Source organism: Desulfatiferula olefinivorans, from assembly GCF_054657895.1.
Map to the genome: position 1 here is coordinate 209,177 of NZ_BAAHXV010000002.1, position 13,657 is coordinate 222,833.

Genomic DNA, 13,657 nt, shown 5'->3' on the forward strand with positions numbered 1-13,657 from the left:
GGGCCTGATTGCCAAACCATGTCGAAGGTTTACAAATGGAGCCTGACCATGTTTTCACATTCACGGGAAGGGTCCGCAGCTCCTATGATAAACAGACGTTTCTTCATGACACAACGCGGACACGCTTCTCGTCAATGGTTTTCACAATGTCGCCATAGGACAGCAGCGACATGATATCGTTTTCGTCGAACTCGATACCAAAGGCTTCTTCCAGAGCCACAATCAGATTCATATGCCTCAGGGAATCCCACTTGTCCATGGTTTCCGTACTCACCGATTCGTCAATGGCATCCGGAGAGCATCCGAATACCGCCGCCATAATCTCTTTCACCTTAATCGTTGTACTCATTGTCCCACCTTGTTTTAACTTCGACATAATCAGGCAAGAAAGACCGGGGGGCCTTTATATCAAGGCTGTAGGTCTTTTTATCATTTTCTTCATGTTTCAAACAAAACCCTGCGGCAGGCAGAAACGCCTTGCACATATCGTTTCGTTTTGTCGGTATGAATGATGCCAGACAGGTTTGTTTCCCCATGTCACCTAACCTTCCAAGCACGCCGGACAAAAAGGCCCGCTCCAGACCTCGGCCAAGAACACGGCAGCTCATCATGAAATTGACCACCCGCGCGGTATTATCACCGGCGGGTGCGGTAACCATACAAAACCCGCAGGTTCCATAGTCACCAAACCGATCCGATGCGGACAACGTGTAATAATAATGATCCGGAGAGCCTGCCCAGGTTTTCAATTCCACATCCGTGAAACGGGCCGTCATCAGGTTGAACTGATTGGTGCGTTGTGTCAGCTGTGCGGCACGGGGAAGTGATGTTGTTTCATTCTCCGAAATAACGCAGGAAAGATTCAGTGATTTAAGATAATCGGTCATATCCGTGAACCGGACCGCTTCTTTTTCACGTCCTTTTTCCGCGTTGTAAAAGGCGGTGCGTATGTCATTGTCCGCGCTGCGGTTTGCCCAGCCAAAGGACCGGTTCACCCAGCGCCAGAGGGATGAGGGATAATCCGACCGTTTTTGAGGGACCTGCCAGACCTCGACCTCGGGCAAGGCGGACCTGATCCGATCGCACTCATAATCCGAATCATCGAGAAATACGACGGAATCCAGCCCAAGCCTCAATTCAAGGGCCATGGATTGAATATTTTCGGCCTTGTCCGTCCAGTTGATCCGCCTTACGGCCACATCATCCTCTGAAAGAACCATGGACGGCTGTTTCCGAAAAACCTCGGCAACAAGATCCTCATCGTTCCGGCTGCACAATCCCAGCACCACACCGCGTTTGACCAGGCTTTTGATGATCCATTGAACATCCGTGTAGATTCGTCCTTCAGCCGATGTACGTGAAAGTCCGATACCGTCCAATCCAAGTTCTCCGACCACCCCGCCCCACAGAGTATTATCACAATCGACAATAAGCATCTTCCTGATCCGCCCGGTGACAGACATCATCAATGAGGCGGCTTTTTCAGCATAGATTCTTAAAAACGTCACTGTGTAAGGCGATTTTGCAGTATAAAAAAACCGCGAATCATATGCTTTTTCCACGCCGCCCGAAGCGCTGATCAATGAGGCCATGGGTATCAGTTGAACGTTACCCGGCTTATGATTTCGCATCCATGCGTTGATCTGATTGCACAGCTGATTGAGATTTGAATCCAAGGGCACGCCACCGGCCTGCATCACAGAGAACATTTCATTTGCAAGCACAACAGGAACATCGCACAGCGCATCGAAAACAAGCTGCAGTTGGGCTTTTACGTGATGAGCCAAACCGTCAACACCCTCTTCATCCATGCACTCCAATGCATAGGGCGACTCTTCCACCAGGAGAGACGAGTCATAAAAGACGCACACGGCATGGGCGTCCCTGGCCAGGCTTCCGGCATCATGCACCAGGGTACTGTAACCGCCGAAATCCAGCCGGGCATTGATCCCGTTCATGCGTAAGGCATATTCCAGCAAGTCCTTGACCTGGGGTTGCATGACATTGCCGATAAACGCGATACGGTATGGGGGCTGCCCGGCCAGTTCTTTACCCAGCCTTCGATTGTGCTCCATCAGATCCGCGTGACTCAATTCAGAACGTGTCAAGGTACAGATCCTCAGAATCAAAGGCGTCCTTGAAATCAATCAGTCCATCTGCTCCGGTTTTTCGAAACATGAACTTTTTGATGAACGTACGGTCTTCGCCGGACAGGCATAAGGGCTTGAAATCGCGAAAATGCTTGACACGCCATCCCCGTTTGAGAACCGTTTCCAGCGGTTCGTCGAGCACATTGCCGATGCGGATATGAATGAATGTACAGGCCAGAAGGTCTCCCTGGGGCGTCACATAGACAAACCCGTTCATGGTTCGGCATCCCCATTCGAAATCAAACATCGGCCAGAGATCTCGCTGAACGAAGGGATAACGCTCACGCAGGGAAACCAGATAGGCCCGGTCCTCTTCAGTCACCAGAATGTCCTCCCGGCCAAACCATGCGCCGCTGGGGGTTGCGATGACAAAATACACGGTGTAATCGTTTTCTTCGGCAAACCGAATGATGTTGAGCAAATCAGGGGATTGGGCATTCTGATGGGATACGGTGATATTGATATTGGCCTGCATGCCGGCCGATCGGACGGCGTCAAGGGCCTTTACCGCATGGTCATGGGCCCCTTTTTTTCCACGGAACGCATCATGGGTTGCGGCATCCATACTGTCCAGGCTGACGCAGATTTTGTCAACGCCAAGCTCTGCAAGTTCCTGCGCCCGTTTTTCGGTCATCAACCAGCCGTTGGTCGTCACAAAGATATAGAACCGCTCCGGACCGACCGCCCGGACCAGGTCATCCAGCTCCGGCCACATCAGGGGCTCACCCCCTTGAAAATGCCATTGCCAGCACCCCATCTCATGGGCCTGATCCGCGAGGTCCTTTACGTTTGCAATGTCGAAGCGCCGCCTATCACCGCCCAATGTTCGTGAAAAGCAGTGTTCACATTTGAAATTGCACCGGTTGTCATAGTTCAGTTCCAGCAACTGCAAGCCGTATTCACCGGCCTTGATGCGTTTGTTGTACTGAAGCATCTTCCGAATCACGTTTTTTTTGTGAAGAAAACTGATGTGCGCCATAGTTATCTGGTCTCATCCATCATTCGAACGGCCACCTGGCATCCGGGCCCCACATACCCCAGGTAGTCGCAGCCCATTGCAGAATCCTGAACAAACTCCATCAAAGCCTTGTACTCGTGACGCTGCCATCCGGGGAAGTTATAGAGTTCATCAAAGACAAGCACCGTACCCGGGACGATAAAACGTTTTAACGAATCCAGCACATCACGGGTTGATGAATAAAGGTCACAGTCGATATGAATGAATGCACAGGCTTTTTTGTGTTTTTCCGTAAAGGCGGGAAGCGTTTCGGCAAACCATCCTTTGACAAAACGAATGTTGCCTTGATCTGTCTCAGGCACTTTGCCAAAGGTGTAAAAGGCGCCTTTGGGCATCAGTTGTTCCCAGTCTTCCGGTAATCCGCGGAACGAATCAAAGCCATAGACAGTCTGTTTTGTCCTCTCTGCGATAAACCTCAGGGTCTCTCCTTTGAAGACGCCGAATTCCAGAAACAACCCATCGGGCACCGACACCTTTGAAAGGGCATAGGCCAGAAGATCGAATCTGTTTTCAAAGCAACGCGCCTTTAAAAGATGTTTTTCCATAAACACCACCGCTTCCTGTGCGGCCTTGAACCAGGCAAAACGCCGGACATCGTATCCCCAGAATTCCCCATGGTGAGGGGCCGAACAAAGAAACTGATGAATCCCCTGCTCAACGCCCTGCGGAGTGTGTTCTGTCTCTGGCTCTTTGTTCTCAAGGATATCGAGGACATCTGCGGCATCAAGCCCTTCAAAAAGGTAAAAAGAGCGCAGAGCGTCATGATGAAAAAACGCGTTTACCGTCAAGCTTATGATGCCTTCCACATCGTTTGGCAGGGTCTCGTGTGATGTGAAGCGCACAAAGCGTCCAGCGCACCCGTCAGACGACCCGGGTGTTTGAACAAGAAGACCGGCAAGCCGGTCATCCGCTATCGTCTCGAACACCCGGACGACGTGATTCAGCAGCGCCCCTTCCCCGTAAAGGACAAATCGGGCTGTCGGGGACAGATGCCTTAGGATCTGCTTCAGCCGAAGAAGGATAAATGTTTTCAGAAATGAATGAGTCATAGGTTATGTATGAGTAAAAAACGGGGAACTGATTAGAAATCAGGTGGAGAACGGATAAAAGACGGTCAGTGAGTTTTGAAAACTCACTGACCGTTTTGGTTTACGGATGCTTCATGTTTTCAGTAAAGGCGGGTATCGGCCCGGAGGTTATTCGCTGAATGCCGGAACGGTCAGCCCGCCTTGGGTTGGCCCGGAATACGCCCATCCCGTATTCTCAACCATCGATATCTTACCGTTGCCGTCGGTATTCATAAACCAGACATACACCTTGCCGGCAGTTGTGGAGTACCAGACAAGATCCCTGATGGAATCCTTGTTGCAGTCCCCGGCGACAACGACCGAATACCCGCTGAGTCCCTGGCCGGAATAGGCCCATCCCGTGTTCTCAACCATCGATATCTTACCGTTGCCGTCGGTATTCATAAACCAGACATACACCTTGCCGCTTGCGGCCGAATACCAGACAAGATCGGTCACGCTGTCGCCATTGTAATCACCGGTGGATACGACCTCATAACCTGCGAGCCCCTGGGCGGTATAGGCCCAGCCGGTGTTTTCGACCAGCGAGATCTTCCCATCCCCGTTGGTATTCATAAACCAGACATACACCTTGCCGCTGGCGGCCGAATACCAGACCAGATCGTATACGCTGTCGCCATTGTAGTCTCCGGTGGCGACGACTTCGTAGCCGGAAAGCCCCTGGCCGGTGTAGGCCCAGCCGGTATTTTCGACCAGCGATAATTTACCGTTGCCGTCGGTGTTCATGAACCAGACATATACCTTGCCGCCGGAGGCCGAATACCAGACCAGATCCGTCAGGCCGTCATCATTGTAATCATGGGTCGCGACGACTTCGTAACCGGAAAGCCCCTGGCCGGTGTAAGCCCAGCCGGTGTCTTCCACCATCGATATCTTCCCGTCTCCGTCGGTGTTCATGAACCAGACATACACCTTGCCGCTTGCGGCCGAATACCAGACGAGATCCGTGACGCTGTCGCCGTTATAATCGCCCGTGGCCACGACCTGGTATCCGGAAAGCCCCTTGCCCGTATAGACATAGCTGCCGTCGGCATTTTCGATGGTTCTCTCACCTTTGGACAGATCGCAATAGCCGTCTTTTCCCATGAACCAGACGTACACCCTTGCGGTAGCGGAGCTGTACCATACCAGGTCTTTCACACCGTCGTCATCATAGTCGTCATTGGCAACCACCACATACCCGTTGGCGCCGTCCATGGTGGGCGTTTCGCCTTTGACGAGCCCTGTTTTTGCAAGGTTCCATGAAAAGACATCGCCATTGGCGGAATTGTACCAGTACATACCGACCGTCGACGCATCGGGCGTGCCGGTCGCATGCACGTCATCGCTGTCGGGCGACAGGGCGTCATAGGGCGATCCGTCATTGCCCCAGATGGTGTAATAGTTGGTCACAGTACCTGTGCCGTCGCGTTCGGTGTGTTCGAATTCCTGAAGGGTGCCGGAGTAAACCAGTGTGCCGTCTTCCGACGTGGCCGGATAATCGCTGGTGCTGTGGCGGATGTAAACCGTATCGCTTGACATGCCGAGGGTGCTGGGTTTGGTCCAGCGCAGGACCACGGAATCACCCAGTGCCGAGGCCGTAAAACTGAAGGCGTTCAACGACAGGTCCGCCCCCCAGTAATTCCCGCATACGGTATACGATGCGGATCGGCCCACGGAAATTCCCGAAATCGAGGCGGTCTTCATCCCGCTTTTGGACGCGGTCACGGTATAGGTGCTCGAGGCCGGCACCCTGATGCCGTAGTAACCGGTTGAATTTGTCGTAGCCGTATATCCGCCGGTGGCGCTGACGGTGGCCCCGCTGACGGGATTGCCTGCCGTGTCGGTAATTCGGCCTGCAATCAATTCCCCCGTACCGCTGGTATACGCATTGTAAATAAAGGCGTTTACCGCCGTAAAGTTGTAAGAGGTCGTATCCACGGTCGGAAGGTTGTACCAGGCGTCAGACGAACCGCCCCACCCCAGGTTCACGTGATAGTAAAGGGTGCCGCTGGTGTATCCGAACCCGTCGGTCACAACGGCATGACCGCCGACCGTGCCGCGTATGCCCATGATGACCGGCAGTCCGGCGGCCAGGTTCGTACAGAGCACCTTGTTTCGATCCGTGGCGCCAATCCCGTCGCTGATGTACATATCCACCGCATTCGTGTATCCGAAGGTGTCTTTCAGCCTGTCGTCGACAATCAACAGGTTTGCCGAGGATTCCGACGGACCGTAGGACATGCTCACGGCCGCACCGGCATCCCTGAGAATCCGGCCGATGGCCATACGCTCGGTCTGGGTCAGGGTCGCATCGGTTTGCGGGTCCAGAGGCATGTTGGCGTAAACATAGGTGTTGCCGGAAGCGGAGGCGGGGTGTTGCCAGAAACGCATAAGCTGTCCCATGGCGGTGGCCACACATCCGCTGGGGTAATTGGACGAGCTCCCGGCGGCTCCGGGCGGGCAGTAATAATTATAACAGGCCATGCCCTGGGCGGTTGTCTGACTCCATTTGCTTTGAATCAGAGGCGCGATTCGCACATCGGAGACGCTTGACGACCGTTCCCAGGAATCATCGGGTTCGCCTTCCGACGCACTCCAGTCATCCGCAGCTCCCCTTGCGCGAAGATCGGCCCATTTCGATCTGGAGTCAACGGCCCTTCCCCATGCCATGAAGCTTTCCCCGCTCATCCACATCTGCCTGTTGTCCTCGAGACGTTCAATCTCGATTTCAAGTTCCTGGGCGGCCATCTTCCGCTCGGGCATATCGATGCTCAGAAGGGTAAAAAGCGGGTTGTTTGCATCCGGGATGAACGAACCGTTCGCCGAGAAAGCGACAATGGGCTCGGCAAGGTCGTCGGCCGAAAGGATGATAAACCCTTCCGGATTCAGGTTGACCACATAGTAGTTGTTGTAATCCTCCACATTTTTAATGTGTGTCGGCAGGCTGTCGCCCATCCTCGCCCGGCTTTGTTTCAGCCAGCCGACGGCTGCGTTTTTCGCATCCTCTTGGGTGACGTCTGCCGAAAAGGCGGGCTGACCGGCAAACAGACAGATTAAAAGCGCAAAAAAAGACAGGACTCTCAATAAAATCATTGTTCCCCCCCATCGAAATGTTGAATCCCCGGAATCATTACAATTTAATTTTTTATCGGTTGAGGCGAATCAAAACTTAAAAAAAAAGGGGGGCAATCTTGTCTGTCAAAAAGGCGCCAGTCATTTTTATCCATTTAATAATAAAGATTCCTGCCCTTCAAGATATTCAGGGAAAAGCTGAAAAAGCATGGCCTCCTTATCCAGGGTGTGCGCAATGGTCTCATCTGAAAAATAATGGTGATACGATCCCGTTCGCCCAGAGCTGACCTGCTTAGATTCCAGCTCAAGCACCATGCGCAAATCAGAGGCGCTGAATCCAAAATCGGTCAGAAAATCAACCAGATCGTTGCGAAGGGATTCCGTGCGAAGAAATCGGACATTTGCCATGTTCTGCCGCCATGACGGCTCAGACAACGCGATACGATCATATCCCGCGATCGCCGATTCGGGATCGTGGAAATAAAAATGGATGAATTGATGAGACTGTGGCCCCAACAAAGGCGGAATATGGGGGGGGCGCACACGATGGATGTCCCAGTCGCAGGCCAGGGCGACAAACTCCCCGAAGGAAATGTCCGGGAAATGCGGGTATTTTTGAAGCAGCCGCTCTTCATGAAAAACCTGAGGTCGGCGTTCCCAGGCCCTGAAAAGATAAAGTGAAACAAGTCGTTCAAACGGATTTCTGATGATGGATACGATCGGCTTGGCCGCATGCTCAATGGGAATCTGTTCCACACGCCCATGGTCTGAAGTGATTTTTTTCTTGAAATCAGGGATGTATTTGCTTTCAAGTGTGGCCGCCGAAACGATGTGATAGGGATAGGACGCCTTTTCAAAAACACGGCGCAACACATCCCGGGCAAACGTCGTTCCGGTTTTGGGAAGAAATATGAATACAAAATCAGGTGTGATGAGCATGGATATCAATGCGTTTTACGAAGCCATCATGTTTTTTTCATGATCGCACGTTGAATGATCTCGCAGATGTAGTTGATTTCACGTTCACCAATGGCGGTCCCGTTGGGCAGACAGATCACGCGACCGGAAAGTTTTTCGGTTTCCGGAAGCATCAAGCCGGCATTGGGAAAATAGGAGCGGTAGGGCATCATGCGATGGCATCCGGGATGAAAATAACGTCGAGCCAGAACCTTGTTCGCATGCAGGCGATCGATCAAGCCGTCCCGGCTGATGCCGGTTTTCGTAGAATCGACTTCAAGGACAATATACTGATAATTGTTCTTTTCCATCGCATCGTATTCAATCATGTGAAGACCGGGCGTCCCGGACAGCATGGAACGGTAGAGCTCGTAATTGCGCCTGTTGATCGCAATGAAGTGCTCCATGCTTTCAAGGTTGGTCAGACCCATTGCCGCAGAAACTTCATTCATTTTCCCGTTGATGCCGATATGCTCGGTGTTGTCGTATTGGGTAAAGCCGAAATTTTTCATCAGCCGAAGTTTGTCCGCGAGCGCGTCATCGTTGGTCAGGACCGCACCGCCTTCAAGGGTGTTGATGAATTTCGTGGCATGAAAGCTGAAAACTTCGGCGTTTCCGAACCCGCCTATCATCTTCTGGTTTACGGTGCAGCCGAATGCATGGCTGGCATCGAACACCAGCTTCAGGTTTCTCCGATCGGCAATCTCCTTTAGAGCCGTAACGTTACAGCCCCTCCCCCAGAGATGGACGCCGATGATTCCCGTCGTCCTCGGCGTGATCATCATCTCGACCCGTGAGGGATCAAGGGTATGGGTCACGGGATCGATGTCGCAAAAAACAGGGGTTATTTCCTGCCATTGAAGGGCGTTGGCCGTTGCGATGAAGGTAAAGGACGGCACGATCACCTCACCGGTCAACCCCAGAGCCCTTATGACGATTTCAAGGGCAATGGTTCCATTGCACATGGCAATACAGTTCCGCACGCCGGTCACTTCCGAAACCCTTTTTTCGAAGGCCTGAACATAGTGTCCGGCGTTGGTCAGCCAGGCACGGTCGAGAATATCGTCCAACCGCTTTGCGAACCGGTTTCGGTCACCAATGTTGGGGCGTCCCACATGCAGGGGAGCGTCCATGCCGGGGGATGCATCATCCCTGGTTGATTTAAGCATAAAAGAAGTTGCCCGTGTCCATGTCATTGCGTTGATGCATCGCACCCGAGAGAAAACAGACCGCCGGGCCCGAGTGTCCTGCCCGACAGGATATCCCGCAGGACATTGATGTTGTCGTCGTGTAACCAGAGGCGAGAGAACAAGATGTCTTCGGAGTGAATGCGGCCGGTCCCGCAGGCTCTTTGCCCAGAGGATTTTCTCTTAACCGTTCGTGCAAAAACGGGGCATTCAACATCCGGATCGAGGAGGTTCATGACATCCTCCCCCCCCTGCTCTTCCCGGATAATCCCGATCAGGATCAGCATCCAGAGATTGTAGGGATAATACGGCCAGGGCCACAACCTCACTTGGTCAATCTGCTCATTGAAGGGAAGATCGGCATCCCTTCCCAGACGATGGTCCAGAAACCGTCTCATCACGGTACATGGATTGAAAATAGTATTGAATCTCGGTGATACATATGAGCACCCTTTTTCCGCGGCACGGAGAGCGTCCGCCGGCCGCCCCAGGGCCGTCAAAGCCATCGCCTTTTCAAAGCAGGCGATCCAGAGCCAGAAAACGGCGCCCATCTCTTTTTCCATGGCCTTTTCGTAACAAACGAGCGCATCTTCCGTTTTCCCCAGGGACCGCAGGGAGTTCCCGCATTCAACAAGGCAGTAGCAGCGTTGAACCGGCCGGCCGGTTGTTGTGTACTCCAACGCCCGTTGAGCCCAGACCAGGGCATCATGATGATGCCCTGCGTAATTGAGCATTTTGGCTTTCCAGCACAGGATCAGCGGGGCGTCGTTTCCGGAGACGGCGAGGCTGTCGAGCAGGGATAACGCGGCATCGTGGTCTCCCCGGCACATGGTGTTCACGGCCTCATACACCGCAAGGGGGGGGTGTTTCTTTTGTCTTTCCCCGGCCATTTTAAAAATTGTGTCGGCCTCGTCAAACCGGGATACCTGGATGAACTGAAGCCCAAGGTCGGCCAGATGGTCGTCGTTTGCAACATGCGCGGGCGAAATACCCCGAAGAATCGTCTCGGCGCACGCCCTCATGCCCTCCATGATCAATCGGCTTGAAACATCCAGCGTGAAACGGATGCGGTGGTCATCATCAAGGCCGTGGGCCTTCGAAAAAAGCCCAAGCAGCATCGGAAAGTCATCCCTTTCGGCCATGCAGGGCACAGCCGCCATGAATGACGTGAGATCAAGGCCTTTGAGTTCACATTCCCGGATTGTGGACCAATCGACCGAAACAAGGAGGGCCATCGCCTGATCGAGTCGGGATGCCTTGATGAGCCGATTGACGCACGATATCCGGAACGACACCGGAAACGCACCTGAAGGCATGATATCAAACAGCTTGAAAACGCTGAACGCACTCTCTGACCGGGTCTGAATCACGTGCACGGCACCCTTCACCAGATCCCTGTCGGTTATCGTCGAGGACAAATAAAGCATCGCTTACCGCTTGTCCGGATCATGGGATGCAACATAATGATAGTCAATCCAGTCAGACACGATGCAGGAGTTCTCAAGTACCATGAAATCACAGGTCGGGTGCGAAGCGGTGTCCGTGAGGCAACTGACGCCGGCCAGGCAGAGCGAGCCGTCGAAAACCAGTGTGGGTTGAAACAATTGCCGACCGGTCAGCGGCCGGCCCGTCAGACTCACGGCAAGATTTCCTGTGGGATTGAATGTCCAATAGGCCGACGACGGTGAAAAATTCTCGATGGCATCGAAGACGCCGTCAAGCGATTGTTGTTTAAGAACCACAATGAGTCCGTCGATTTGATCGGCCCGGACCTCCATAGACTGCTCGTATCCTGCGCCGGCGGCCTGAAATTCGACGGCATGTCGATAATCCGGTCCATCGGCGTCATAGGGGATGGCCTGAACGACCAAAGGATCCATCGGGCCGTCTTTCCCCTCCACGGCAACGAGGCACCGGTTCTCGCGTGAACAAACCGAAATCATGACATGTTTTTCATCATGGAGGCGAAACGCCATGTCGGCCAACACCGTTTCGTTCGTGAGGCCGCCCGATCGACACCCATGGTTTTCGGCGTTGAATTCCAAAACCTCACATCCAACAAACATATGAAAGGATTTGAACTGACAGGCATGATCGGGTGACACGCACAGACCGATCAGACAGGTGCCGGCATTCAGAGACGCCTTTGATATCGCCCGATCGAGGTCATCGGAAGACAGGAGCAGGTTGCGGTGATCGACGAAAAGCAGCGCTCCGTTCAGGTCGGGTTCCTCGTGCGCCACCGCCATAGCAAGCCTGCGGATCTCATCGAAGGTAAAGGGCCGTGACATGTCTCCGGGGATGGGCAGGATCAGATGCCGGAGGCCCTTCTTCTCCGACAGCGCGGCGGCGGCGGGATTGTTTGTGATCACGAGACACCGGTCAACGCCCCCGGTTGTCCGGATTCTGTCAAGGAACAGATCGATGTGCCTCAGCCCGGTTTCGGAGGCCCAAAAGGATCGGTCGTCACACCGTATGGGGATCAGGGCGGTCAACACATCAGAATCCAAAATCAAAAAGATTGTTTTTAATGACGGCTTCAGCCCATCGAAGGTCCTGAACGGTGTCGACATCGATCAGCATGCACTTGTCGGTCAAATCGAAAAAATAATGTTTTTCAGGCTGTTGTGCCATATGACCCAAAAAAAGCGGATAGGACCGGTAATACCGTTTCCAGCCGGGGATGGGGGCTTTTTCATCCGACAGCGGGACCAGCCCCTTTGTTTCTTTATCCTGATAAAACAAAAACCGGGGATCGACATGCACCTGTTTGACGGTGGTTACGCTGCTGTAGCCGCTGAACAGAATGTCCAGCATGTCATCGATGAACGCTGGGGTCCTGAAGGGCGATGTCGGATACAATTGAACACAGGCCTCACGGGTCATGCCGAGCCGTTTTCGTGTGTACGACACGGCATCGCCAATGCTCGCGGTATCGCCGGCCAGTTCCCGCGGGCGTAAAAAAGGGACCTCCGCCCCAAAGGCCCGTGCAACGTCGGCGATGTCCTCGTCTTCGGTCGAAACAACGACCCTCGTTATCTTCCGGGCCGAAAGGGCGGCCTGGATGGTGTAGGCAATCAAGGGTTTGCCGCATAAATCGACAATATTTTTTTTGGGAATGCCCTTTGATCCCCCGCGTGCGGGAATGATTGCGACGGCTTCTTTTTGCCGGGTTCCGTCAAGGCTCATGAGCGGTTGTAAGTGCTTATCAGGTGTTCGACAACGTGCTTTTCGGTCCACGCCTGCTCCATGAAGGTCCTGCTGCGCCTGCCGATCTCAAGCCGTTCTGCCCGGTCATCGATGAGCGATTCCAGACACGGCTTGAGTTGATCCCTGTTTCGGGCGCAAACCCAGGGCAAGGCGTCGGCCCCGGTGAATTCCTTGATACAGGCGATGTTCCAGTCATCGAGTCCCGCGATCACCGGCTTGCCCTGGCTCAGGGATTCCAGCGACGACACGCCGAAATATCCCTGCATGTGATCGAAATGGATGTCACAGGATCGCTTGATGGAAAGGCAGGTGTCGTAGGCCGTGTTTTCGATGATGACCGTTTCCGCCTGGGGATGGGTTTTCGACACCTCATCCATTGTTTCGATCAAATCCAGGGTGTTTTTCAATTCTTTCCGGGTTGGAGACTGGCAGACCCGGACCGTTTTGTCAGCCGGTCTCTCCTGGGGCATGAACCGCTCGTCAAACACGGGTACGATATTGGGAATCCACCGTGCTTCAGGAAGAAGCCTGAGGAGGTCGGGGGTGCTGACCAGCAGGTTCCGGCGGCCGCGTTCCCTGTATTTTTGGCGATATTTCTCCGGGTTCCCCCGAAAATCCGGGTGACCGTGATGATGGTGAACCACCATTTTCCCCGTGATGAAATCAACGGGTCTAAGCGGCCCAAGGTCGGTGTATTCATCCGAAGTCATGTGAAAATGGAAAACGTCGCTCTTTTTAAGGAGTTCCGCCACCTCGTCCCATCCGTCGGAATCCAGATAGGGAAGATGCAAATCCTTTTCGAACATGAAGTTATAGCGGATGTCCCGGGTGATCAGACGGCAGGTATGGCCGGAGTACCGGTTGACGGCATTGCAAAAGGCGATTCCCATTCCGGCCGGATCATTATCCGTGATCATCAGGATTTTCATACAGCTCCGCCCCCTCGATTACACATCGACCACTCTAAACAAGTAAAATGTGGCTGACCGATAC

At 53.4% G+C, this 13,657-nt stretch carries 11 protein-coding genes; all 11 read right to left on the reverse strand.

Annotated elements, in window-relative coordinates:
* Nucleotides 1-103: 103 nt before the first annotated feature.
* Entirely contained in the window at nucleotides 104-349 is a 246-nt protein-coding gene (locus ACYQ11_RS02615; RefSeq protein ID WP_459922179.1) for an acyl carrier protein, read from the reverse strand.
* Nucleotides 333-2,108 carry an HAD-IIIC family phosphatase gene (locus ACYQ11_RS02620; RefSeq protein WP_459922180.1) on the reverse strand — a complete coding sequence of 592 codons (1,776 nt, stop codon included), beginning with the start codon at nucleotides 2,106-2,108 and terminating at the stop codon, nucleotides 333-335. The genes ACYQ11_RS02615 and ACYQ11_RS02620 overlap by 17 nt, the downstream gene beginning before the upstream one ends.
* Nucleotides 2,095-3,129, reverse strand: a complete 1,035-nt coding sequence (locus ACYQ11_RS02625) for a radical SAM/SPASM domain-containing protein (protein ID WP_459922181.1) — start codon at nucleotides 3,127-3,129, stop codon at nucleotides 2,095-2,097. Before ACYQ11_RS02625 ends, ACYQ11_RS02620 begins: the two co-directional genes overlap by 14 nt.
* A gap of 2 nt (nucleotides 3,130-3,131) precedes the next feature.
* On the reverse strand, nucleotides 3,132-4,094 hold the full coding sequence (locus ACYQ11_RS02630; protein ID WP_459922182.1) for a TylF/MycF/NovP-related O-methyltransferase: 963 nt from the start codon (nucleotides 4,092-4,094) through the stop codon (nucleotides 3,132-3,134).
* Between the two features lie 270 nt (nucleotides 4,095-4,364).
* Nucleotides 4,365-7,331: a C10 family peptidase gene (locus ACYQ11_RS02635; RefSeq protein WP_459922183.1), complete on the reverse strand. Its 2,967-nt coding sequence runs from the start codon at nucleotides 7,329-7,331 to the stop codon at nucleotides 4,365-4,367.
* 126 nt (nucleotides 7,332-7,457) lie between these two features.
* A complete protein-coding gene (locus tag ACYQ11_RS02640; RefSeq protein WP_459922184.1) occupies nucleotides 7,458-8,249 on the reverse strand; it encodes a sulfotransferase family 2 domain-containing protein in 792 nt (263 codons plus the stop codon).
* A gap of 26 nt (nucleotides 8,250-8,275) precedes the next feature.
* Entirely contained in the window at nucleotides 8,276-9,436 is a 1,161-nt protein-coding gene (locus tag ACYQ11_RS02645) for a DegT/DnrJ/EryC1/StrS family aminotransferase (protein ID WP_459922185.1), read from the reverse strand.
* Nucleotides 9,437-9,459: 23 nt separating this feature from the next.
* Nucleotides 9,460-10,881 carry a tetratricopeptide repeat protein gene (locus ACYQ11_RS02650; protein ID WP_459922186.1) on the reverse strand — a complete coding sequence of 474 codons (1,422 nt, stop codon included), beginning with the start codon at nucleotides 10,879-10,881 and terminating at the stop codon, nucleotides 9,460-9,462.
* 3 nt (nucleotides 10,882-10,884) lie between these two features.
* Nucleotides 10,885-11,826, reverse strand: coding sequence for a hypothetical protein (locus ACYQ11_RS02655; RefSeq protein WP_459922187.1), 942 nt, complete (start codon nucleotides 11,824-11,826; stop codon nucleotides 10,885-10,887).
* Nucleotides 11,827-11,953: 127 nt separating this feature from the next.
* The gene (locus ACYQ11_RS02660; protein ID WP_459922188.1) at nucleotides 11,954-12,643 is read right to left on the reverse strand and encodes an acylneuraminate cytidylyltransferase family protein; all 690 of its coding nucleotides are present in this window, start codon (nucleotides 12,641-12,643) and stop codon (nucleotides 11,954-11,956) included.
* Entirely contained in the window at nucleotides 12,640-13,593 is a 954-nt protein-coding gene (locus ACYQ11_RS02665) for a glycosyltransferase family protein (RefSeq protein WP_459922189.1), read from the reverse strand. Before ACYQ11_RS02665 ends, ACYQ11_RS02660 begins: the two co-directional genes overlap by 4 nt.
* Nucleotides 13,594-13,657 lie beyond the last annotated feature (64 nt).

Bases quoted from the DNA above. Each gene is read 5' to 3' on its own strand.
- ACYQ11_RS02615 (WP_459922179.1), bottom strand. From the start codon at position 349: ATGAGTACAACGATTAAGGTGAAAGAGATTATGGCGGCGGTATTCGGA.
- ACYQ11_RS02625 (WP_459922181.1), bottom strand. From the start codon at position 3,129: ATGGCGCACATCAGTTTTCTTCACAAAAAAAACGTGATTCGGAAGATG.
- ACYQ11_RS02635 (WP_459922183.1), bottom strand. From the start codon at position 7,331: ATGATTTTATTGAGAGTCCTGTCTTTTTTTGCGCTTTTAATCTGTCTG.
- ACYQ11_RS02640 (WP_459922184.1), bottom strand. From the start codon at position 8,249: ATGCTCATCACACCTGATTTTGTATTCATATTTCTTCCCAAAACCGGA.
- ACYQ11_RS02645 (WP_459922185.1), bottom strand. From the start codon at position 9,436: ATGCTTAAATCAACCAGGGATGATGCATCCCCCGGCATGGACGCTCCC.
- ACYQ11_RS02650 (WP_459922186.1), bottom strand. From the start codon at position 10,881: ATGCTTTATTTGTCCTCGACGATAACCGACAGGGATCTGGTGAAGGGT.
- ACYQ11_RS02660 (WP_459922188.1), bottom strand. From the start codon at position 12,643: ATGAGCCTTGACGGAACCCGGCAAAAAGAAGCCGTCGCAATCATTCCC.
- ACYQ11_RS02665 (WP_459922189.1), bottom strand. From the start codon at position 13,593: ATGAAAATCCTGATGATCACGGATAATGATCCGGCCGGAATGGGAATC.